The sequence below is a fragment of the Achromobacter spanius genome (assembly GCF_002966795.1).
In the GTDB taxonomy this organism is placed as follows: domain Bacteria; phylum Pseudomonadota; class Gammaproteobacteria; order Burkholderiales; family Burkholderiaceae_B; genus Achromobacter; species Achromobacter spanius_D.
Genome location: NZ_CP023270.1, coordinates 2,528,794 through 2,550,360 on the forward strand (window position 1 = coordinate 2,528,794; position 21,567 = coordinate 2,550,360).

Annotated in this window: 23 protein-coding genes; 5 read left to right on the top strand and 18 right to left on the bottom strand. The window is 66.8% G+C overall.

The window, feature by feature from the left end; all coding sequences use genetic code 11:
- Positions 1–2: 2 nt before the first annotated feature.
- The 4 genes from CLM73_RS11260 to CLM73_RS11275 all read left to right on the top strand — a co-directional run bounded on the left by CLM73_RS11260 (position 3) and on the right by CLM73_RS11275 (position 6,065).
- Positions 3–1,868 (top strand): methyl-accepting chemotaxis protein, encoded by a 1,866-nt coding sequence (locus CLM73_RS11260; RefSeq protein ID WP_105238500.1) that lies wholly within the window; start codon positions 3–5, stop codon positions 1,866–1,868.
- Positions 1,869–1,897: 29 nt separating this feature from the next.
- Positions 1,898–2,365, top strand: a complete 468-nt coding sequence (locus CLM73_RS11265) for a hypothetical protein (RefSeq protein ID WP_105238501.1) — start codon at positions 1,898–1,900, stop codon at positions 2,363–2,365.
- Between the two features lie 137 nt (positions 2,366–2,502).
- Positions 2,503–4,227: a methyl-accepting chemotaxis protein gene (locus tag CLM73_RS11270; RefSeq protein ID WP_158685852.1), complete on the top strand. Its 1,725-nt coding sequence runs from the start codon at positions 2,503–2,505 to the stop codon at positions 4,225–4,227.
- 242 nt (positions 4,228–4,469) lie between these two features.
- Entirely contained in the window at positions 4,470–6,065 is a 1,596-nt protein-coding gene (locus CLM73_RS11275) for a PAS domain-containing methyl-accepting chemotaxis protein (RefSeq protein ID WP_105238502.1), read from the top strand.
- 11 nt (positions 6,066–6,076) lie between these two features.
- Here CLM73_RS11275 and fliR read toward each other — a convergent pair whose 3' ends face one another.
- The 13 genes from fliR to fliF all read right to left on the bottom strand — a co-directional run bounded on the left by fliR (position 6,077) and on the right by fliF (position 17,477).
- A complete protein-coding gene (gene fliR / locus CLM73_RS11280; protein ID WP_105238503.1) occupies positions 6,077–6,865 on the bottom strand; it encodes a flagellar biosynthetic protein FliR in 789 nt (262 codons plus the stop codon).
- 34 nt (positions 6,866–6,899) lie between these two features.
- Positions 6,900–7,169, bottom strand: coding sequence for a flagellar biosynthesis protein FliQ (gene fliQ / locus CLM73_RS11285; protein WP_105238504.1), 270 nt, complete (start codon positions 7,167–7,169; stop codon positions 6,900–6,902).
- Between the two features lie 18 nt (positions 7,170–7,187).
- Positions 7,188–7,979: a flagellar type III secretion system pore protein FliP gene (gene fliP, locus CLM73_RS11290; protein ID WP_400520480.1), complete on the bottom strand. Its 792-nt coding sequence runs from the start codon at positions 7,977–7,979 to the stop codon at positions 7,188–7,190.
- A gap of 34 nt (positions 7,980–8,013) precedes the next feature.
- Positions 8,014–8,337, bottom strand: coding sequence for a flagellar biosynthetic protein FliO (gene fliO, locus CLM73_RS11295; RefSeq protein ID WP_105238505.1), 324 nt, complete (start codon positions 8,335–8,337; stop codon positions 8,014–8,016).
- An 11-nt stretch (positions 8,338–8,348) separates the two neighbouring features.
- On the bottom strand, positions 8,349–8,876 hold the full coding sequence (fliN, locus tag CLM73_RS11300; protein WP_105238506.1) for a flagellar motor switch protein FliN: 528 nt from the start codon (positions 8,874–8,876) through the stop codon (positions 8,349–8,351).
- Complete coding sequence (fliM, locus tag CLM73_RS11305) at positions 8,869–9,876, bottom strand: flagellar motor switch protein FliM (protein WP_105238507.1); 1,008 nt, start codon at positions 9,874–9,876, stop codon at positions 8,869–8,871. Before fliM ends, fliN begins: the two co-directional genes overlap by 8 nt.
- 2 nt (positions 9,877–9,878) lie before the next feature.
- Positions 9,879–10,523, bottom strand: a complete 645-nt coding sequence (gene fliL / locus CLM73_RS11310) for a flagellar basal body-associated protein FliL (protein WP_105238508.1) — start codon at positions 10,521–10,523, stop codon at positions 9,879–9,881.
- Positions 10,524–10,692: 169 nt separating this feature from the next.
- Complete coding sequence (locus tag CLM73_RS11315) at positions 10,693–12,084, bottom strand: flagellar hook-length control protein FliK (RefSeq protein WP_105238509.1); 1,392 nt, start codon at positions 12,082–12,084, stop codon at positions 10,693–10,695.
- A gap of 24 nt (positions 12,085–12,108) precedes the next feature.
- Positions 12,109–12,561, bottom strand: coding sequence for a flagellar export protein FliJ (gene fliJ / locus CLM73_RS11320; RefSeq protein ID WP_105238510.1), 453 nt, complete (start codon positions 12,559–12,561; stop codon positions 12,109–12,111).
- Positions 12,554–13,981 (bottom strand): flagellar protein export ATPase FliI, encoded by a 1,428-nt coding sequence (fliI, locus tag CLM73_RS11325; RefSeq protein WP_105241481.1) that lies wholly within the window; start codon positions 13,979–13,981, stop codon positions 12,554–12,556. Before fliI ends, fliJ begins: the two co-directional genes overlap by 8 nt.
- A gap of 86 nt (positions 13,982–14,067) precedes the next feature.
- Positions 14,068–14,811 carry a flagellar assembly protein FliH gene (gene fliH, locus CLM73_RS11330; RefSeq protein ID WP_105238511.1) on the bottom strand — a complete coding sequence of 248 codons (744 nt, stop codon included), beginning with the start codon at positions 14,809–14,811 and terminating at the stop codon, positions 14,068–14,070.
- Complete coding sequence (fliG, locus tag CLM73_RS11335; RefSeq protein ID WP_056316680.1) at positions 14,804–15,814, bottom strand: flagellar motor switch protein FliG; 1,011 nt, start codon at positions 15,812–15,814, stop codon at positions 14,804–14,806. Before fliG ends, fliH begins: the two co-directional genes overlap by 8 nt.
- Positions 15,804–17,477, bottom strand: a complete 1,674-nt coding sequence (gene fliF, locus CLM73_RS11340) for a flagellar basal-body MS-ring/collar protein FliF (protein WP_105238512.1) — start codon at positions 17,475–17,477, stop codon at positions 15,804–15,806. Before fliF ends, fliG begins: the two co-directional genes overlap by 11 nt.
- Positions 17,478–17,808: 331 nt before the next feature.
- Between fliF and fliE the strand changes: the two genes are divergently transcribed.
- Entirely contained in the window at positions 17,809–18,141 is a 333-nt protein-coding gene (gene fliE / locus CLM73_RS11345; RefSeq protein WP_056570247.1) for a flagellar hook-basal body complex protein FliE, read from the top strand.
- Positions 18,142–18,195: 54 nt separating this feature from the next.
- Here the strand turns inward: fliE and CLM73_RS11350 are convergent, their stop codons facing one another.
- Genes CLM73_RS11350 through fliS form a run of 5 tightly spaced genes read right to left on the bottom strand, consistent with a single transcriptional unit; the run spans position 18,196 to position 21,553 of the window.
- Entirely contained in the window at positions 18,196–18,999 is an 804-nt protein-coding gene (locus CLM73_RS11350; RefSeq protein WP_105238513.1) for a flagellar brake protein, read from the bottom strand.
- A gap of 14 nt (positions 19,000–19,013) precedes the next feature.
- A complete protein-coding gene (locus CLM73_RS11355; protein WP_056316694.1) occupies positions 19,014–19,340 on the bottom strand; it encodes an EscU/YscU/HrcU family type III secretion system export apparatus switch protein in 327 nt (108 codons plus the stop codon).
- Positions 19,340–20,728 (bottom strand): flagellar hook-length control protein FliK, encoded by a 1,389-nt coding sequence (locus tag CLM73_RS11360; protein ID WP_105238514.1) that lies wholly within the window; start codon positions 20,726–20,728, stop codon positions 19,340–19,342. Before CLM73_RS11360 ends, CLM73_RS11355 begins: the two co-directional genes overlap by 1 nt.
- Positions 20,725–21,075, bottom strand: a complete 351-nt coding sequence (locus CLM73_RS11365) for a flagellar protein FliT (RefSeq protein WP_105238515.1) — start codon at positions 21,073–21,075, stop codon at positions 20,725–20,727. The genes CLM73_RS11360 and CLM73_RS11365 overlap by 4 nt, the downstream gene beginning before the upstream one ends.
- Before the next feature lie 49 nt (positions 21,076–21,124).
- Positions 21,125–21,553, bottom strand: a complete 429-nt coding sequence (gene fliS, locus CLM73_RS11370; protein ID WP_105238516.1) for a flagellar export chaperone FliS — start codon at positions 21,551–21,553, stop codon at positions 21,125–21,127.
- Positions 21,554–21,567 lie beyond the last annotated feature (14 nt).

The following is a 21,567-nucleotide window of genomic DNA, read 5'->3' on the forward strand; positions in this document are numbered from 1 at the left end:
AAATGTTTAGCAATCTGAAGGTGCGCACCGGCTTGATGCTGGCCCAGCTGGCAGTTGCATTGGCCGCGCTCGTTGCCATTGTCCTCGGTTGGAACAGCATGCAGTCCAACGCCCGGGCGATCGACACCTTGGATTCTCTGAGCGTTCAGCAGAGCAACCTGATCAAGGATTCGTACACGCAGATGCTGCGCGCCACCGTGCGCGCCGACATTGCCGCCGCACAGCGCGCCGCGGGCGATACGAGCGGCGCTGCCGAAAACTCGCGTACCGTCCAGCAGCTGATCGCGGACGCCAAGAAGAAGATGGAGACCTTCAAGGCGATTCCGAAGACGACCGAAATTGGCAAGAAATCCGAAGCCGATCTGCTGTCCGCGTTCAACGGCTTCGCCGATTCGCTGGAAGGCATGATGGCCGCCCTGGACAAGGGCGATGCCGCGACCTACCTGTCGCTCAAGAATACGAAGGCGGGCGCCGCCAGCGGCCTGTTCTTCAAGCAGCTCACGGACTTTGCCGCCAACATCAACAATTTCAGCGAAGCGTTGGTGAAGTCGTCGCGCGCGCAAGCGTCGACGATGACCTACGTCTACATCGGGCTGGCGGTGCTGATCCTGGTGGTGTCGCTGGGTGCGTTCCTGTTCATGAACCGCGTCGTGCTGCGTCCGCTGCGCGTCGTGGGCGAAAGCTTCGACAAGATCGCCGCGGGCGATTTGACCGTGCGGGTGGACGTCAATTCCACCAACGAGATCGGCGCGCTGATGGCATCCGTCAAGCGCATGCAGGAAAGCCTGGCGCGCACCGTGTCGGCGGTGCGCCGCGGCGTGGATGAAATCAACGTCGGCTCGCGCGAGATCTCGGCCGGCAATACGGACCTGTCCAGCCGCACGGAAGAGCAGGCCGCCTCGCTGGAAGAGACCGCTGCCTCGATGGAGCAACTGGCTTCGACGGTGAAGCAGAATGCGGACAACGCCCGTCAGGCCAACCAGTTGGCGGCCAGCGCGTCGGACGTGGCCGAGCGCGGCGGTTCGGCGGTGTCGGAAGTGGTGAGCACCATGGAAGGCATCTCGGCCAGCTCGCGCAAGATCTCGGAAATCGTGTCCGTCATCGACGGCATCGCGTTCCAGACCAACATCCTGGCGCTGAACGCGGCGGTGGAAGCCGCGCGTGCCGGCGAGCAGGGCAAGGGCTTTGCGGTGGTGGCGGGCGAAGTGCGCTCGCTGGCGCAGCGTAGCGCCCAGGCCGCCAAGGAAATCAAGAGCCTGATCGAAGATTCGGTGTCCAAGGTCGGCGCCGGGTCGCAGCAGGTTGAACGCGCGGGCGCGACCATGCAGGAGATCGTGGCGTCGGTCAAGCGCGTGACGGACATCATGGGCGAGATCTCGGCGGCGTCCGACGAGCAGTCCAGCGGCATCGACCAGGTCAATCGCGCGGTGTCGCAGATGGACGAAGTGACCCAGCAGAACGCGGCGCTGGTGGAAGAGGCCGCGGCCGCCGCCGGCTCGCTCCAGGAACAGGCGCAACGCCTGGCCGAAGCGGTGGCCGTGTTCAAGATCAATGCCGGGGAAGTCATCGAAGTGCCGGCGCGCCAGTTGGCACAGCAGCATCGGCCGGCTGCCCGCGTGGCCGCGCCTGCGCCCGAGGTTGCACCGCAACCCGCCGCGCCGGCCGCCAAGCCTGCCGCTGCCGTGCGCCTGACACACACCGCCCGCGCCAAGCCGGAACCGGCCGCCGGCGCCTCGGCAGCGCGCCCGCCGCGCAAGCCGGCGGCGACGCGCCCGGCGCCCGCGGCAAAGGACGTTTCGAAGCCCGCGCCAGCACCGGCTGCAAGCCGGCGGCAGGCGCCTTCGGACGACGATTGGGAATCTTTCTGACGCCGGTGTTGCCGGCAAATAGGCAGGGTATGCGAGGTTATCTACATCTTCTGGCAGCGGCCGCGTTTGCGGCCCTTGTCGCTGGCTGTGCGGCAACGGGTCACAACTTCGACCCGAGCAAGCTGTCGACCCTGACGCCCGGGCAGACGACCATGGAAGAGGCCGCGCGCGCGCTGACCGCCCCGCCTGCCCAACAGTTCAAACAGAGCGACGGCACCGTGCTGGCGCTCTGGTCCCACAAAATCACCTTTGTCACCGACGGCCTGTACAGCCGTAAGGAAGCGCTGCTGCAGTTCGGCCCCGATGGCCGGCTGATGCGGCTCGTCGACAGCACCAATATTCTGCTGGAACCTTGGGAACGCCAGAAGTTGCTGGGACCTGCCCCTGCGCCTGCTTTGACGCAGGACTGGGCACAACCGGCGATGGAACCTGAGGTGCAAACGATCTACATTCCGGGCCCGGGTGAACCGGCCGGTCTGGCGCCGCAGGGCAAGTAGCCCTGACGTTCGGCAGAAGACATCGGGCGTCACATGCCCGATGTTCGTCGCCCTGAGTGCATCCCCTGTGTAACAGGGCGTGTCCACAGGGTGGTTTTTCATTTGGTCAGAGTAGGTCCTGAGGGATGGGGAAATAAATGGAAGCGAGTCTCGAATCCGGCGGCAAGGCCGGCAAGGCCGGCAAGAAAAAAGCCGCGCGCGCACCCAAGGTCAAGCGCAAACTGAGGCTGCGCGATGCCCGCGTTGGCACGATGCTGCTGTGGGTGATGGCGTTTTTCGCGCTGCTGATCGCGGCGGTGGGCGGCCTGGCCGCGTACTTCCTGCAAAGCAACTATGAATCGATCCGCGAGGTCAACGCGCTGACGGCGCGCGCCAAGCAGGTCGAGATCATCAACAGCGACATGCTGCGCGCCCGCGTGAGCCTGATGGTGGCCGCCCGCCACTTGCAGGAATCCGGCTGGGGCAGCGGCGAGAACTCCGCGCGTGACGCAGCCGCGTCGCTCAAGGGCGCGACGGACCTCCTGACCGGCGTGCGCAGCCGCTTCGCCGACTTCCAGAAGAACATGCTCGAGGACGACACCGGCCGCCAGCTGTCGATGAACCTTGTGCGCCGCTATCGCTCGTACATCGACGACGGCGTGGACACGATGGTCGAAGCCCTGCGCAGCGAAGACTATTCGACGTTCTACATGGTGAACAACGAATACGGCACGCCCCGCAGCGCCGCCTTCATCGAGGCGATCGGCCAGTTCGACAAGTACATCGCAGACCAGCAGCGCGAAACGATCGAGCAGGCCGAGGCGAACTTCAACCTGGCCATGATCGCCGTGGGCGTGGCGGTTGCGCTGGCGCTGCTGCTGATGGTGCTTGCCCGCATCCTGTTCGGCCGCCTGGTGGTGCGCCCCTTGGTCGAAGCGGGTCAGCACTTCGACAAGATTGCCGCCGGCGACCTGACGGGCCGCGTGGAAGTGCGTTCGCACAACGAGATCGGCCAGCTGTTTGCCGCGCTCAAGCGCATGCAGGAAAGCCTGACGCGCACCGTGTCGACCGTACGCCGTGGCGTGGACGAGATCACCGTGGGTTCGCGTGAAATCTCGGCCGGCAACACGGACCTGTCCAGCCGCACGGAAGAGCAGGCCGCCTCGCTGGAAGAGACCGCCGCCTCGATGGAAGAGCTGGCCTCGACCGTCAAGCAGAACGCGGACAACGCCCGTCAGGCCAACCAGTTGGCGGCCAGCGCGTCGGACGTGGCCGAGCGCGGCGGTTCGGCGGTGTCGGAAGTGGTGAGCACCATGGAAGGCATCTCGGCCAGCTCGCGCAAGATCTCGGAAATCGTGTCCGTCATCGACGGCATCGCGTTCCAGACCAATATCCTGGCGCTGAACGCGGCGGTGGAAGCTGCGCGTGCGGGCGAGCAGGGCAAGGGCTTTGCGGTGGTGGCGGGCGAAGTGCGCTCGCTGGCGCAGCGTAGCGCCCAGGCCGCCAAGGAGATCAAGGGCCTCATCGAGGATTCCGTGACCAAGGTGGGCGCGGGTTCGCAGCAGGTGCAACGCGCCGGCGCGACGATGCAGGAGATCGTGGCGTCGGTCAAACGCGTGACGGACATCATGGGCGAGATCTCGGCGGCGTCCGAAGAGCAATCCAGCGGCATCGACCAGGTCAACCGCGCCGTGTCGCAGATGGACGAAGTGACGCAGCAGAACGCGGCACTGGTGGAAGAGGCTGCGGCCGCCGCCGGCTCGCTCCAGGAACAGGCGCAGCGCCTGGCCGAAGCGGTCGCCGTGTTCAAGATCAACGCCGGCGAAGTGATTGAAGTGCCGGCGCATCAGCTCGGTGGCTACGCCGCGCCGTCGCTGAACTGATCGTCGTTATCCGGGCCGCACCCGATCCTGCTGACGCGGGATCGGGCGCGGTTTTTTTTTGACCGGCGATCCCCCGTGCGCGCTTGTTTTATATCGGGCGGTTATATACGCGTTGATTCAAATCATAAGCACGTTAAGTTTTCCGCTTTATGACCGTAAATAATGTCAACGCCTGATTTTTCAGAACGAAAACACAGTATTCAATGGTGGCCGGGGGATCGGGCGCCAGCCGGAGACAAAACGTGCGCGTCAATCTACCCGTCACCAATGTGGAAACCAAGCTGCGCGAGGACCAGTACCTCATCTCGCGCACGGACACCAAGGGCCGCATCGTCTACGCCAACCCGGCGTTTGTCGAGGTCAGCGGCTTCACCCGCGACGAACTCATCGGCAAGGCGCACAACATCGTGCGCCATCCCGACATGCCGCCGGAAGCCTACGCGGACCTCTGGGAGACCCTGGAGGCGGGCGAGTCGTGGCTGGGCATCGTCAAGAACCGCCGCAAGGATGGGGGCTACTACTGGGTGCTGGCCAACGCCACGCCCATCGTCGAGAACGGCGAGGTCGTGGCCTATTCGTCGGTGCGCGTGCGGCCGTCGGACGAACAGATCGAGATGGCCGAAGACCTCTACGCACGCATGCGCGAGGGCACCGCCAAGGGCGTGCGCATCCTGCACGGCCGGCCCGTGCGCGCCGGCTGGCGCAGCGGCCTGGACCTGCTGGCGTTCCCGTTTCGGCCTGGCGTGCGCAGCCGCATGCTGCGCCACGCCACGCTGTCGTCAGCCATCGTCGGCGCTGCGGGCGCGTATGGCCTGCATGCCAATTGGGCCGGCCTGAGCCCGTTGGGCGCGGCGCTGGGCTGCGGCGCGATCGGGCTGGGCATCGTCGCCATCTACGCGATGGGCTGGAGCCTGTCGCGTTCTCTGCTGGAGCCGATGCTCGACGCCGCAAACATGGCACGGCAGGTTGCAGCGGGCAACCTGACCACGCAGATCGTGCCGGAATCGGACGACGAGGTGGGCAGCCTGAAGTTTTCGCTGGAGGTCATGCGCAAGAGCCTGATCGGTATTGCCCAGGACGTCTATCGCGGCATCGAGGGCACGACGCACGCCGCGGTGGACATCGCCCGCGGCAACCAGGAACTGGCGGGCCGCACGGAAGGGCAGGCGGCGTCGCTGCAGCAGACGGCCGCCAGCATGCAGCAACTGACGTCCACGGTGCGCCAGAACGCCGACAATGCGCGGCAGGCCAACGACCTGGCCGCCAGCAGCATGGACGTGGCGCGGCGCGGCGGCGTGGCCGTCGGGCAGGTGGTCAACACCATGCACGGCATCTCGGACAGCTCGCGCAAGATCGCCGACATCGTCACCATCATCGAAGGCATTGCCTTCCAGACCAACATCCTGGCGCTGAACGCAGCGGTGGAAGCCGCCCGGGCCGGGGAGTCCGGCAAGGGCTTCGCGGTGGTCGCCGGTGAGGTGCGCAGCCTGGCACAGAAGAGCGCGCAGGCCGCCAAAGAAGTGAAGACGCTGATCGAAGATTCGGTGGATCGCGTGACCGAAGGCTCGGCCCAGGCGGAGCAGGCCGGCGCGACCATGCAGGAGATCGTGGACGCCGTGCACCGCGTTACAGCCATCATCGGCGAGATCTCGCGCGCCTCGCAGGAGCAGTCGACCGGCATCGAGCAGGTGGACACCGCCGTCTCGCAGATGGACGTGATGACCGTGCAGAACACGGCCCTCGTGCAGGAATTGGGCGGGGCGGTGGCGCAGCTTGGGAATCAGTCCGGTGCGTTGCGCGAGACCATCCGCGTCTTCCGCGTGGTGGGACAGCACTGACGGGTGGCGGGTTATCGGCCCGCCAGCGCGTCCACGACGCGGCTCATCGCTGTCAGGCCCGATTCAAACAGCGACTCCAGGAACGGGCCGGCGTGGGGCAGCACGATCGCAAGCACCGTCACGCCGACAATGAGCGTGACGGGAAAGCCCACCGAAAACACCGAAAGCTGCTGGGCGGCGCGGTTCAGGATGCCCATTGCCAGGTTGATGGTGAGCAGGGCGCAGATCAGCGGCAGCGCCAGCAGCAGGCCGGATACGAATACCGTCTTGCCCCATTCCACGACCGCGCCCCAGCCGTTCTGATGCAGCTGGATCATCGCGATGGGCAGGGTGTCGAACGATCGCACCAGCGCCGCCAGCACCAGCAGATGCCCGTCCAGCGCCAGAAAGGTCAGCATCGCGACGATGTTGAACACGCGCGACAGCACGGCGGTATTGGCGCCCGAGCTGGGATCAAAAAACGACGCGAACGACAGGCCCATCTGCAGGCCTACGAATTCGCCGGCCGTCTGCACCGCCGCGAACACGAGGCGCATGGTGAACCCCATGGCGATGCCGATCAGCACCTGCTGCATCACCATCCACAGACCGGCGTAGGAGCCGGGCGCGACGGGCGGCATGGGATCCAGGGCCGGGCTGATCGCCGCGGCCAGGACAAACGACAGTCCGACCTTGACCTTGACTGGGATCAGCGATTCGGAGAAGAGCGGCGCGGTGCCCACGAGCGCGAGAATACGCACGAACGGCCAGAGAAACTGGCCGACCCAGCCGTTCAGCTGCTCGAGCGTGAAAGAGAACATGGCGTCGCAACCCTTGTCCCGCGGCGGGCGCCGCTCAGGACACCAGCATGGGGATCTGGCCGATCAGTTGCCGGATGTAGTCGACCATGACGCCGATCAGCCACGGACCCAGCAGCACCAGTACGCCGCACATGGCCAGCAGCTTCGGAATGAACGACAGCGTCATTTCGTTGATCTGCGTGGCGGCCTGGAAAATGCTGATGATCAGGCCCACGGCCAGCGTCACGAGCAGGAGGGGACCCGCCATCGCCAGGACGATCTTCATCGCCTGGTAGGTCATGGTCATGACGGTTTCGGCAGTCATGGGAATCTCCTTGCCGCGTTACTGGTAGAAGCTCTGGGCCAGCGAGCCCATGAGCAGGTTCCAGCCGTCGGCCAGCACGAACAGCATCAGCTTGAAGGGCAGCGCCACCGTGACGGGCGGCACCATCATCATGCCCAGCGCCATCAGGACGCTGGCAACCACCAGGTCGATGATGAGGAAGGGAATGAAGATCGTGAAGCCGATCTGGAATGCGGTCTTGAGTTCGCTGGTGATGAAGGCCGGCACCAGGATGCGCATCGGCACCTGTGAAGGGTCTTCCAGCGCGGGCTGGTTGGCCAGGTTGGCAAAGAGCGACAGGTCGTTCTCGCGCGTCTGGTGCAGCATGAAGGTGCGCAGCGGGTTCGCGGCGCGTTCGACCGCGGCCTCGAACTGGATCGTGCCTTCGGACAAGGGCTTGTAGGCGTCGGTGTAGATCTTGTCGAACACCGGCGACATCGTATAGAAGGTCAGAAACAGCGCCAGGCCGATCAGCACGTGGTTGGGCGGCGACATGGCGGTGCCCATCGCGCTGCGCAAGAGGCCCAGCACGATGATGATGCGTGTGAAGCCCGTCATCATCAGCAGCGCCGCCGGCAGGAACGACAGCGACGTCATCAGCAGCATGGTCTGCATGCTGAGCGAGTAGGTCTGCGAGCCGTTCGCGCCCGGCGTGGCCGTCAGCGCAGGCAGCGTGGCCTGCGCCACGACGCCGGCCGGAAAGAAGGCCAGGCCCAGCACCGCGGCGGCGGCCAGCATGGGCAGCGCACGCTGTGCGGCGCGGGCGGTGGACGTACGAGTAGGCAAACTCATGGGTATCGCTTGATTCGCGCCAGGGCTTATGGCCTTAGCGGCGCTTGAGTGCCTGGCCCAGCTTGGCCGCGAAAGCGGCCGTGGGCAGAGGCGAACCCTCCGGCAACTGGCCGGCGGGCAGGGTATGCAGGGTGGTGAGCTGGTTCGGGCCAACGCCCACCACCAGCCAGGTATCTTCGATCTCGACGACGACGACGCTTTGGCGCGGACCGACCGGCATGCTGGCAATCTGGCGCAGCACGTTGCCGCCGCCGCGCTGGACCAGTCCGGCGCGCTTGGCAAGCCACGCGGCGGCCAGAATGGCGGCCACCACCAGCACAAGGCCGATGATGACGCGCAGCAGGGCAGGTTCGGTCATGGCGCCAGGGGTCAACGACGGTTGTTCAAGCGGTTGATCCGCTCGGACGGGGTGATGATGTCGGTCAGGCGGATGCCGTACTTGTCCTCAACGACGACGACTTCGCCCTGGGCGATCAGGTAGCCGTTGACGAAGATGTCCATCGGTTCGCCCGCCAGGCCGTCCAGTTCCACCACCGAGCCCTGGCCCAGCTGGAGCAGGTTCTTGATGGTGAGGCGGGTGCGGCCAAGCTCAACCGTCAACTGGACGGGAACGTCCATGATCAGGTCGATGTCGGTGCCCTGGCCGGACGTGGCGCCAGCCAGCGGCTTGAACACGGATGCGGCGGCCGAGGGCGCGGCGGCCGGTGCCGCGGCGGGAGCCGGTGCGGCGGGAGCTGCCGGCGCGGCAGCCTGTTCGGCCATCGCGGCGGCCCAGTCGTCCTGCGGCTTCAGACCGTCGGCTTGCGTGGGCGGGTTGGCGCGGGATTGTTCGGCGAGCGCGTCGGCCCAGTCGTCGGCCGGGGACGAGCCAGTGCCGGGCTCGTTCTTGTCAGTCATGGTCAGAGGCCTCGTTGGATTCTGTATCGTGGGTAAACAGGGTTTGTACGCGCAGGGCGTATTGGCCGTTGAAGACGCCGTAGCCGCATTCCATCAGCGGCACGCCGTCGACGTTGGCGATGACGGTTTCGGGCACATCGACCGGAAGCACGTCGCCGACCTTCAGGCTCATCAGTTCGCGGATCGACGACGGGACGCGGGCAAATTCCGCGACCACGTCGATGTCGGCGCTGCGCACCTGGCGGGAAAGCTGCTGCGACCAGCGCTGATCGACTTCTTCGAGTGTCGTCTCCTGCAGTGGGCGCGTCAGCAGATCGCGCACCGGCTCGATCATGGAGTAGGGCAGGCAGATGTTCAGGTCGCCGCCGGTCGCGCCGAATTCGATGTGGAACGACGAGACGACCACCACTTCGTTGTTGCCGGTGATGCTGGCGAACTTGGTGTGCATCTCCGAGCGAACGTATTCGAACTCGATCGGATAGACGGGGTCCCAGGACTTGCCGTAGCTTTCCAGAGTCAGGTTGAGCAGGCGCCGGATGATGCGCTGTTCGGTGGTGGTGAAGTCCCGGCCTTCGACCCGCGTGTGGTAGCGGCCATCGCCGCCGAACAGGCTATCGATGACCAGAAACACCAGGTTCGGGTCATAGGTAAAGAGCGCCGTGCCGCGCAGCGGCTTCATCTGAATCATGTTCAGATTGCTGGGAACCGGCAGGTTGCGCTCGAAGTCCGCGTACTTCTGGATCTTGATCGAGCCGACGGTGATGTCGGCGCTGCGGCGCATGAAGTTCAACAGCACGTGGCGCATGTTGCGCGCAAAGCGCTCGTTGATGAGCTCCAGCGTCTGCATCCGGCGGCGCACGACACGCTCGGGCGAGCTCAGGTCGTAGGCGCGCGCACCGGCATTCTGGCCGCCGGATTCCTTTTTACTATCGCTCTCGCCGGTGACGCCGGCAAGCAGCGCATCGACTTCGTCCTGCGAAAGAAATGCCTCGTAGGCCATGCTTATTGCACCACGAACGCCGTGAACAGCACGTCGGTCACGTACTGGCCGTCAGGCAGGGGCGAGAAGGGACGGTTCACCGCCTGTTTGATGGCCGTGATCATGTCGGTCTTGCCTTGCTGCGTCTGCACCGCAGTGGGCGATTGCGACGACAGCACCATCAGGATGCGGCTGCGCACTTCCGGCATGTACTTTTCCAGGCGCGTGCGGGTATGTTCATCGCTGACACGCAGGGTCAGGCCAACGTGCATGATGCGTTCCGTGTCAGCGTTCTGCAGCGTGACCGTGAAGGCTTCGATCGGCACGAAGATCGGCGCGGGAACGGCGATCGGGGTGGCGGACGGCGCGACGAAGGTCGTTGGCGTGGCCTGCGGGCCTTGACCAGGCTGGCCTTGCACGCTGCCGGGCTGACCGGGTTGGCCAGGCTGGCCGGGCTGGCCGCCAGGCACTTGGCCGACGCCAAGCTGCACCGGAGCGCCGCCTTGCGGTTGCTGCAGGCGCTGGGTGATGAACCAGGTTGCGCCGGCGCTGGCCGCGGCAACCAGCAGCAGCACCAGGATCGCCAGCAGCGGCCGAAGGATGCGGCCGATGCCGCCGGAGGACTTCGCGTCGCGCGCCGGCGCGGGAATGGGTTTGATTGTCGCCATCTGGAGTTCGATGCGTGTTTGCCGCTGGTGAAAACGGATTCTTAGTGGATGAAAGCATTCTGCCCGAATTCACGCCGCCGCTTGGAGGCGAAAAACAGGGCGAAAGCCGCGTATCTCAAGCTATTGCTGCACTGCCCGCATCCGTTGCCGGATACGGGCCGCCGGATCATTACGCGAACGTGTCGACCAGCGCGTTGGCATTGCGCGACACCGTCACCGCGGGCTGCGCGGCATCTGCCCCGCTGTCCGCCACGGCGACGCCGCCGCCTTGCTGACGCTGCGAGCCGTTGCCGTTCTGCTGCGCGAATTCCTGCTGCGCGGCCTGTTCACCGACGCTGGTCTGGCCCAGCGAGATGCCGGCCTGCGCAAGCGCCTGCTGCAACTGCGGAATCGCGACTTCGATCGCCTGGCGCACCGATGCGTGCGCCGAGACGAACGAGGCGGTGGCCACGCCGTCCGCCAGGTTCAGGCTGACGCGCAGCGGACCGAGGTCCGGCGGATCCAGCCGCAGTTCGGCGGTCTGCATGCCCTGACGCACGTTGCTGCTCATCATGACCATCTGCTGGCCAAGCTCGGTGCCCCAGTGGGTGGCGCCAACCGGCGTGGCCACTTGCATGACGACGGGAACGATCGGCTGCGCGATGGCGGCCTGGTTGACGACCGGCAGCGCCTGGCGCTGCGTGGCGGCGGCCAGCGCGTGAGCCAGCGCTTCCTGCGGGTTGGCGCCATGCTGCGGCGCCTGGAATTGCGGGGTCGTGCCGGCCAGGAGGTCGGGCTGGTCTTCGTCGGTAATGTGGGCCGGCAGCGCGGGAGCGGCTTCTTTTTGATCTGCGGGCACATCGCGCGCGACGCGCGGCAGCGGGAGTTCTGGGGCGGCCTTCGAGGCGTCGGTCTTGACCGTCGCCTTGGGGTCGACGGGGGCCTGGGCAAGCGGAGCGGAACCCGGCTTGACGGCGGCGGTGACGACCGGCAGCGCGGCTTCGGCTTCGCGGGCGATCTGCGCTGCCGCGGCCTGCGCCTGGCTGGCGGTCGCGGCCACCGGCGTCTGCGCCTGTTGCGCGGCCTGCGGCACCAGCGTGTCGGCGGCGTTCAGCGCGGCCGTCAGCACGGCGGCGCCCTGATTCATGGCGGTGGCGGTGGCAGCGGCATTGCCGCGCGCAAGCTGCACCTGCTCGGCGGCCTGGGCCGCAATCTCCAGGGCCTGTTGCGGCAGGTCGGACGCGGCCACTGGCTGCTGCGCGGCGACGGCGAGCGCGCCGGCTTCGGCCTGGGCGGCGGTCTGCACCGCATCATTGATGGTGCCGGCGGCTGCGCCTTCGGCCGTGCTGGCCGGATCGCTGGCTTTGCCATCCTTGGACGGCGTCTTGCTGTTGCCATTCGCGGGCCGTGCTTCGGCGGACTGGTTGGGCCGCTGCTGCGCCGGACGCTGCTGCGCCAGCACGTCCGAAAACGAGGGGCCTTTATCTTTCTTGTCCGCGGCAGCCGGTTTGGCGCCAAGCACGTCGTTGGTCGACGTCGGGGCGGCCGGTGCGAGCGAAGGCAAGGGCAGGGGAGCGGTCATCTTGGGCTTCCTGTGTGGAACTGCTTAATGCATGCCGCTGGCCTGGCGCTGGACCAGGCGGGCGGAGTATTCGTCGTTGGCGCGCTGTTCGCGGCGCGATTCCACGAGGGCCTGGGCGCGCTGCTCGCGCTGCGCCAGGGCATCGTAGGAGTTGAGCTTGCGCTTTTCCTGCTGCCAGTAAAGCTGGCCCTTGGTGAGGTTTTCCTCGGCCTGGCGCAGCACGCCCTGCTGCTGACCGATCGCGTCGTCCAGCGTGCCGATGAAACGCTGGTAGTTGTGGCAGTCGCTGGCCGCCATGCCGCTCGTCATCGCCGTCTGAAGGCGCTCGAGGTAGTCCTGGCGGTAGTCATGCAGCATGGAAAGCTGGCGCTGCGCATTGCTGCGTTCGGCGGTCAGCCGGCCCAGGAGGCGGGCGGCTTCGTCCGTGCTCTCCTTGGCCAGGTTGATCAGCATGTCCAGAGGCAGTTGGCTAGGCATAGGTGTCCCGTGATTCGAAACTGGCTCGCAATTGATTGACGGCGTCTTCGTACCCGACGTTCTCGCCGATGTCCTGCTGCAGGAACGCTTCCAGGCGCGGGTAGCGCGCGATGGCGTCGTCCAGCTGCGGGTCGTTGCCGGCGGCGTAGGCGCCGACGGCGATGAGGTCCCGATTGCGCTGGTAGCGCGACAGGCTTTGCTTGAAGCGGCGCACGATCGAGAACTGCTGCGGCGTGATGAGCGAGGTCATCGCCCGAGAGATCGACGCTTCGATGTCGATGGCGGGGTAGTGGCCCGATTCGGCCAGGTGCCGCGACAGCACGACGTGGCCGTCCAGGATCGCGCGCGCCGAGTCGGCGATCGGATCCTGCTGGTCGTCGCCTTCGGCCAGCACGGTATAGAACGCCGTGATGGAGCCGGCCTTGCCGGACGGACTCGGCGCGCCCATGCCCGCGCGTTCCACCAGCATCGGCAGCTTGGCAAATACCGACGGCGGATAGCCCTTGGTGGCGGGCGGTTCGCCGATGGCCAGCGCGATTTCCCGTTGCGCCATTGCGTAGCGGGTCAGCGAGTCCATGATCAGCAGCACGTCCAGGCCCTGGTCGCGGAAATGCTCGGCCAGGCGGGTCGCATAGGCGGCGCCCTGCAGGCGCAGCAGCGCCGACACGTCGGCCGGCGCGGCCACCACGACCGAGCGCGCGAGCCCTTCGGGGCCCAGGTTGTGCTCGATGAATTCCTTGACTTCGCGGCCCCGCTCGCCGATCAGGCCCACGACGATGACGTCGGCCTTGGTGTAGCGGGCCATCATGCCCAGCAGCACGGATTTACCGACGCCGGAACCGGCGAACAGGCCCATGCGCTGTCCGCGGCCGACGGTCAGCAGACCGTTGATGGCGCGCACGCCGGTGTCCAGCACCGTGTCGATGGGCGCGCGCGACAGCGGGTTGATGGGCTGGGCCGACAGGGGAGCGAGTTCGGCGCCCGTCAGCGGACCCAGTCCGTCCAGCGGGCGGCCGGCGCCGTCCAGCACGCGGCCGAGCAGCGCGTTGCCGACCGGCAGGTGGCGTCCAAGCTGCGGCTTGGCGTTGCCGTTCAATTCAGCCTTGCGCGGCAGCGGAATCTGGCGCTGCACGGGCGGTTCGCCGGGCACGACGCGCGCGCCGGGCGGCAGGCCGGAAATGTCGGCCTGCGGCATCAGGTACAGCGTGTGGCCGTCAAAGCCCACGACTTCGGCGTCAGCCCAATGGTCATGGCCGCGCGCGATCTCGATGCGGGCGGCGGCACCGACGGGCAGGCGCAGGCCGGTGGCGTGCAGCACCAGGCCGGTCGCGCGCGTGATCTTGCCGCTGACCAGCCACGGATCGGTGGACGCCGCGCGGATCGAGCCGATCTCAAGCTGCGTCTGCCAGCGGTCGAGCACGGGCGCGGTCGGCTTGGCTGGCGCGCAAGCGGCTGCGGCGCCCGCGAGGGGCGCCTGACCGGATTGCTCGGAGGCCGGATTGCCGCTCACACCGGCTCCTCCCAGTTTGCGTTGCGGCCGAGCGAGGCGGCCACGCGGCGCCAGCGGGTCTGCAGGGTGGCGTCGATGTCGCCGAAAGGCGTCTCGGCGCGGCAGCCGCCGCGCAGAATCGATTCATCGGCCAGCACGCGCCAGTGGCCTTCCTTCAGTTCGTCGGCCAGGTGCAGGCGAATCAGTTCGATATCGTCCGGATTGGCCCACAGGCGCATCTGGCCGCCGGCGGTCGGATTGATGTGCAGGACGTCGCGAACCGCGTTCACGACCGTCTCGGGCTGTTCGGCGAGGGTGGTGCGAACCACTTGCTGGGCAATGTCCAGGGCCAGCGTCAGCAGGCTCTGGCCCATCTTTTCTTCCAGCGCGCCGATCGACACGGCGCAGGCTTCGACCAGCGTGTGCAGGCGTTGCGCCTCGGCGGCGCCTTGTTCGCGGCCCTGGGCCAGGCCTTCCGCATGACCGGCTTCGCGGCCGGCGGCAAGGCCGGCCTCATAGCCTGCCTGCTGGCCGGCTGCGTGGCCCGCGGCGTGGCCGCGCGCCAATCCTTCCTCGTGTCCTTCCGCGATGGCCTGGGCGCGCAACTGCGCCATGACCACGGCGGGATCCGGACCCGGATCGGGTTCGGGCTCGGGCTCGACTTCGACGGGCGCCGGCTCGTCGAACGACAGCATCTGCCAGCGGCGCCAGGCGGCGCTGCGCGAGATGAGCGTCGCCGCGCCGTTGTCCGCGTCAGACATACGCGTCGTCTCCGGAATTGCCCAGCACGATCTGGCCGCTTTCCGCCAGGCGGCGGGCGATCTGCAGGATCTTCTTCTGCTCGGTCTCGACCTTCGACATGCGGATCGGGCCCTGGGCTTCCAGGTCCTCGCGCAGCATTTCGGCCGCACGGCTGGACATATTGCGCAGGAACTTGGCGCGCAGCTCTTCCTGGGCGCCCTTGAGCGCGACCATGAGCGTGTCGTTGTCGATTTCCTTGAGGATGAGCTGGATGGCCCGGTCCTCGACGTCGAGCAGGTTGTCGAAGACGAACATCTCGTCGATGATCTTCTGCGCCAGGTCGTTGTCGCGTTCGCGCAGGCTGGCGACCACGGTCTCTTCCTGCGTCGAGTTCATCATGTTCAGGATCTCGGCCGCGGTGCGCACGCCGCCCATCTTGCTGCGCTTGGCGCCCTGGCCGGCCAGCACGGAGTTCAGCACTTCGGTCAGCTCGGACAGCGCCGCCGGCTGCACACCGCCGAACGTGGCAATACGCAGCATCACGTCGTTGCGCAAGCGGTCCGTCAGCAGGGCCAGCACGCCAGCCGCGCGGTCGCGCTCTAGGTGCACCAGGATGGTCGCGATGATCTGCGGGTGCTCGTCGCCGATCAGCTCGGCCACGGTGTTCGGATCCAGCCAGTTCAGCGCGTCGATGCCGCTGCCGCCGTCGCCGGCTTCCAGGATGTCCTCGATCAGGCCAGCCGCGCGGTCGCTGCCCAGCGCCTTGGTCAGCACGCTGCGGATGTAGTCGTCCGAGCCCAGCGTCACGGCCATGAACTGGTCGGCTTCCTGGCGGAACTCTTCCAGCACGACGGCGACGTCGTTGCGCGTGACCTGCTTCAAGCTCGCCATCGCGGCGCCGACCTGCTGCACTTCACGGGCGCTCAAGTACTTGAACACTTCCGCCGCGGCGTCTTCGCCCAGCGACATCATCAGGACGGCGCTGCGCGTCATGCCGTCCATTGGCAGGGAATCATTTTTCATCTTTGGTCATCCAGGTGCGCAGGACCATCGCGACGGCGCGCGGATCCTTGTTGGCCATGGTGCGTGCGCGCTCCAGGTTGTCCTGGTAGCGGTCGGTTTCCTTGGCGCGGGCCAGATCCTGCGCCTCGCGGACGGCTTCGACGCGTTCGGCTTCGGCCACTTCCGGGTCCACCGGCGGGTACAGGTACTCCGAGAGCGAGCGGCGAACCTTGCGGTACAGCCAAAGGGCCAGGACGCCACCGACCAGCCACATCAGGATCGTCTTGAACAGCGAGATCATTTCCGGATCACGCCACATCGGCAGCGGCGGCGGGCCGTCGTTGAACTGGCTGTTGACCAGGTTGAGCGAGTCGCCACGGCCTTCGGAATAGCCCATGGCTTCGCGCACCAGGTTGGTGAGCTTGTTCAGTTCCTCGGGCGGCAGGGCCTGCAGTTCGCCGTCCTTGTCGCGCACGTAGTTCACGACCACGGCCACGGACATGCGCTTGAGGTTGCCCGTGGGCTGCTTGATGTGGCTGATGGTGCGGTCGACTTCGTAGTTCGTCGTCGCGTCGCGGCGTTCGTTCAGGTTGGCAGCGGGGGCCTGGGTGCCGGTCTGCTGCTGTTGTTGTTGCTGCTGCGCATTGGGCTGCGGCGGCTGGCCGGGGCGGGGCGGCTGTTGCTGCGGCGGATTGGCGATCGGCGCCTGCGCGTTGGCGGGCGCCTGGTTCGACAGCGCGCCGGGCACGCCCTGGGCGGGGCCGACGCCGCGCTGCGCGGAATCGCTGGTCTGCTGGCTGCGCACGGCTGCCTGGCCAGGTTCCTGGTTGGGACGGTAGACCTCGGATGTTTCCTCGCGGCGCGAGAAGTCCACGTCCGCGGTGGCCTGGGCGTGCACGTTGCCGGGGCCGACCAGGGGATTCAGGATGGTGAGGATGCGCTCGACGGTGCGCTGTTCGATCTCGCGCACGAAGCGAAGCTGGTCGGCGTCCATGCCGCGGCCTTCGCCCAGCGGGGAGGACAGCAGGCGGCCGTTCTGGTCGACGATGGACACGCTTTCGGCGGTCAGTTCCGGCACGCTGGAAGCCACCAGCCAGGAAATCGCGGACACCTGCGAGTCGCTCAGGCTGCGGCCCGGGTACAGGTTCAGCAGCACGGAGGCGGTGGGCGCCTGGCGCTCGCGCACGAACAGCGACTGGCGCGGCATGGCCAGGTGGACACGGGCGTGCTGCACGGTATGCATCGCTTCGATCGAACGGGCCAGCTCGCCCTCCAGACCGCGCTGGTAGTTGATCTGCTCGGCAAACTGGCTGGCGCCGAAGCGGGCGTTGTCCATCAGCTCGAAGCCGACGGAACCGCCGCGCGGCAGGCCTTGCGATGCAAGCTGCAGCCGGGCGTCATAGACGCGGTCGGCGGGCACGAGCAGCGCGGTGCCGTTTTCGTTGTAGCGGTAGGGAACGTTCATCGCGCCCAGGGCGGTCACGATGGCGCCGCCGTCGCGGTCGTCCAGGTTCGAGAACAGAACCTTGTACTTCGGTTCGCTGCTCCACATGGCCACGGCGACGATCACCGCGACAAGGGCGGCAGCGGCGCCGATCAGGACGGGCTTGGGAAGCGCGCGGACCCGTTCCAGCACGGGGAACTTGGCCAGAAGCGATGAGCTCAGGGTAGCCTGCTGATTCATTGACGGCTCCCGCTGGCTTCGCGGAGCAGGGAAAATGACTTCATGTCTGGGTAGGGCCGATTACACATGCAACGTGCTTCTGGTCTGGGGAGAGCGTGGATTATTGCCCCTGAGACAGCGATCCCAATCGATGAAAACAGCCGTTTTTTGGCGTTACTTAAGCCCTATGTCGATGACGAGACGCAAAGCGGGGCCGTATCCCCGGCAAGGGGTATCCGCATTCGTTGAAATGTCGGGTTTTTTGGCGGTTCTTATCGGCTATGGACCGGTCCGATCGGCGTTACGCTGCGTGTGCACTTTGGCGTAATCCCCCACCAGCAAGGAATAGGTAATGGCTGTATCAGGCTTGTCCGGCATCGAAGGCATGCTCCAGCAGATGCGCTCGGTCGTGAGCAAGGCGGAGACCGGTAATCTGGGCGCCGGTGACGCCGTGGCGCAGCCCGACGGTTTTGCCGCGGAACTGCAGCGCTCCATCCGTCGCGTGACCGCCGCGCAGAACGCCGCCAGCAATCAGGCGAAGGCGTTCGAACTGGGGGCGCCCGATATCTCGCTCAACGACGTCATGATCGACCTGCAGAAGGCCAGCCTCGGCTTCCAGACGGCGGTCCAGGTGCGCAACAAGCTGGTGGCGGCCTACAAGGAAATCTCGTCGATGGCCGTCTGAGGCCCGCGACCCGTCAAAAGGCCTTCCCGCGGGAAGGCCTTTTGCGTTTCAACGTCAGTTGCGCTGCGCGCCTTTCTCCAGGCGCCACACCACCTGCTGCAGCCAGTTTTCCTGGCGGGCGTTCAGGTTCATGAACAGCGCGCCGACGTGGCTGACCGGGGGCTCGCCCGTCAGCGATACATGCTTGGGCGCTGCGCCCTCGGCGCTGCTGTCGGCCGAGATCATCGGCTGGCCCGACACCGGATAGATGTTGCGCACTTCCAGGTCGGCGCTCAGCTTGCCGAGTTCGCCGAAATCCAGCTCCACGTCTTCCATCACGTCGCCGCACTGGGGCAGCTCGCCCACGGCCAGGCCCACGCGCAGGCCCACGCCGTCCACCGAGATGTCGCGCACGGTGAATCCCACCGGCTTGTCCGGCGCCGCCGGTTGCCACGTGGCCATGCAGCGGTTGGCGCTGGAGATCATCGACGCGCGGAACATCTTGCGGCGCTGGATGCGGGCAAGCCGGTCGGGAAACGGGGACATCAGCGCCGCGCTGCCGTCATCGAAATGGATGACGTCGGGGCGCTGGACACGAAAGCGGATCTGTACGCCGCCATAGGCAGTGGCATTGAAGTGGAAATTCGTGCCGCTCAGCAGTCCCATGCTGTCGGACTGTTCAAAATCCGCGCCGTCGTAGTCGCGCGGCCGCCAGAAAAATTGGCGGGTCTGCTTGTCCGCGCCCAGAATCAGCACGGCGATCTCCCGGTCCGCGGCATCGCGCACCAGGATGTGGCTGTCGGGGTGCGTCAGCTCGAAGAGCGCTGAGCGCATGTCTTCCGGCCGGGTCAGCAGGAATTCCGGATCGGCGGCATCCAACACGGTGATCGTCCTTAGGTAGAGATTTCGGGCCGCGCGGCCTGGGGGATGTCGCGCGATTCCAGGCGGTACAGCCAGGCGAGCAATTCTGCCACCGCGACATAGAGTTGGGGAGGAATATGTGCGTCCAGGTCGACCTGCATGAGCAGGCCCACCAGTTCGCGCGATTCGTGCACGTACAGCCCGTTCTCCTCGGCCGCCCGGACAATCGTGTCCGCCAGCTGGCCATAGCCCTTGGCGACCACGCGCGGCGCGCCGTCGCTTTCGTCGTACGAGATGGCGACCGCCGCGTTGCGGTTGGCGTTCGGGCCGGCGTCCGCGGGGGAGGAGGGGGTATTCATCAGAAATCGGTCGGCATGACGGGACGGGGTTCAACCACGTTGACCGTCAGATTGCTTAAGGTCAGGCCGGCGGCCAGGAGGCGCGAGCGTAGCATGTCCGAGGAATCGTTGATCTCGGCCGCGCTATGCGGCGCAATCAGTTGCAGCACGATCTGGTCGCCGGCGAGGTTCAGGCGGGCGTCCACCAGGCCAAGGCGCGGCAGGTCCAGCTTCACGCGGGTGGCCCAGGTCGGCACGGCCGACTCGCGGTCCTCGCCGTAGGGGTCGCGCTCGACTTCCCACTCCATCTGCGTGCCGGGCCAGGCTTCGCCCTGCCAGTTCAGCGTCTGGTTGGCCAGCACATCGAGCTGCTGGCGCACCAACACGGTCAGATCCTGATGGATGCCGGTAATCGGCGTACCGGGAGCGTTCGTGGAAGACGACGTGCCCGAGGCCGAAGGCGCATCCGCGCCGGCACCCGAGCGGCCGGCGCCGGCGGCTTCGCCGCGGCTGCGCGCCTGGGTGCTGGCGTGCGCGGCGGTGTCGCGCGACATCCTGGCCTGGGGCTCGTTTTCCAGCGTGGACGGATTCTTGCGCCCGAAGACCATGTCGGTCAGGTGCGATTCGTAGAACAGGCCGCTGGTCTGCAGGGCATTGCGCAACGCCTGTCCAAGGGCGCGGGCCGACGGGCCGCCGGCAGCCAATGAGGCATGCGATGCGGCTTGGGATCCTTTCGTGCCGCCGGCCTGGTCTGCCGGCAGCCCGGCGCCCAAATGCCCGGCGCCCGGCCTGGCGTTGCCATGGGCGGCATCCGCGGTGGCAGTGGCTGAAGGCGTGGCGGTGGCGGCCGGCAGGGTGGTCGACGCCGGAAGCTGGGCCGTCGTCGCGGCGGCCGGCTGGCCGGGCTGACCCGCCTGCGCGGGCTGGCCGGGTTGGCCGGCCGGGGCCGCGGGTTGGCCGCCTTGCGCCGCGCCGCCCGGTTGCTGCCCGCCCTGCGCGTCGGCGCTCCACAGGGGCGCGCGCCCCTGCACGGCCGGGGCCGCTTCCGGGTATTGGGCGAGCAGGGCGAGGATGGTGCGTGCGGTCGTGCCCAGCGTGGTCGGCGCCGAGGCGGTGGTGTCGCTGCTGGTGACCAGGCCGCGCGCGGCCAGCGCCAGCGCGGCGGCGGTTTTGGGGTCGACAACAGTATTCTGGCGGTCGCCTCGGGCGCCGCCAGTTTGTATGCCTTGCCGGGTATCGCGGGCCGAGCCGTCAGAGGGCCCGGCTTTCTCCGGGCTGCCAGGCTGGCTGACCGCGTCGGGTCGCGCGCCCGAAATCTGGTTGGCGTTCGCGGCGGACATCGTCGTGCCCAGCACGGCGTCCAACCGCTGCACCAGGACGTTGCCAAGCGCGGCGGGACCGATGCTCATTCTTCAGGCGCCTGGTTGCCGTAGGCGGACAGCAGGGTCTGCTGGCGCTTCATGCGTCCCAGCAACTCGCCCAGCCGCGCCAGTTGGGGCAGCGCGAGGTCGCGCGTCATGGCATCGTTTTCAAGAATGCGCACAAGCAGGTCGTACTTCATGCTGCGGCCCGCTTCGTCCAGCGGGCTGGTGGGCTCGGCGTGGCGCAGCCGCTCGACCTGCTCACAGTAAAGCTGACCGTGCATGAGCGCGGTGTCCCAGTCGCCGGCCTGGGCGGCCGTCAACATCTCGCCCGTTGATAGGGCGATATCCTGATAACGTTCCAGGATGGCGGAGTACTGGGTGAGGGACGTCATAGAAATCTCGGGCGAACGATGGCTGGCAATAGTTGTTGTAGGGGCCCCATCAAGGCGTCGCGCCCGGGGCAGGCCGATCGATGGATGTCTGCCAGGCGTCGGCCAGATCCGCCAGGAGGCGGTCCGCGATGTCGAGCTGCTCGACGTCTGCTTTCAGGTTCGCCATGAGCAGCGTGCGTGCGATGTAATCGTAGAGCCGGCTTAGGTTGGCGGCAATCTCGCCGCCAGCGTCCATGTTGAGGCCGGTCTTCAAGCCTTCGTCGACGATCCTGATAGCTTTTGTGATGGCTGCGCCGCGTTCGGCTACGCGCCCTTCCTGCAGATGCAGGCGCGCTTGGCCGATCGCCGCCCGCGCACCTTGATAGAGCAGGGTGATCAGCCTTTCCGGAGTGGCGCCAAGAACCTGCGTTTCTACGCCGATTTCGGCATAGGAGCGTACGGAATAGGAACCGGTCGGGCGGCGGGCGGCGTAAGTCATGAAAGCATCTTCTG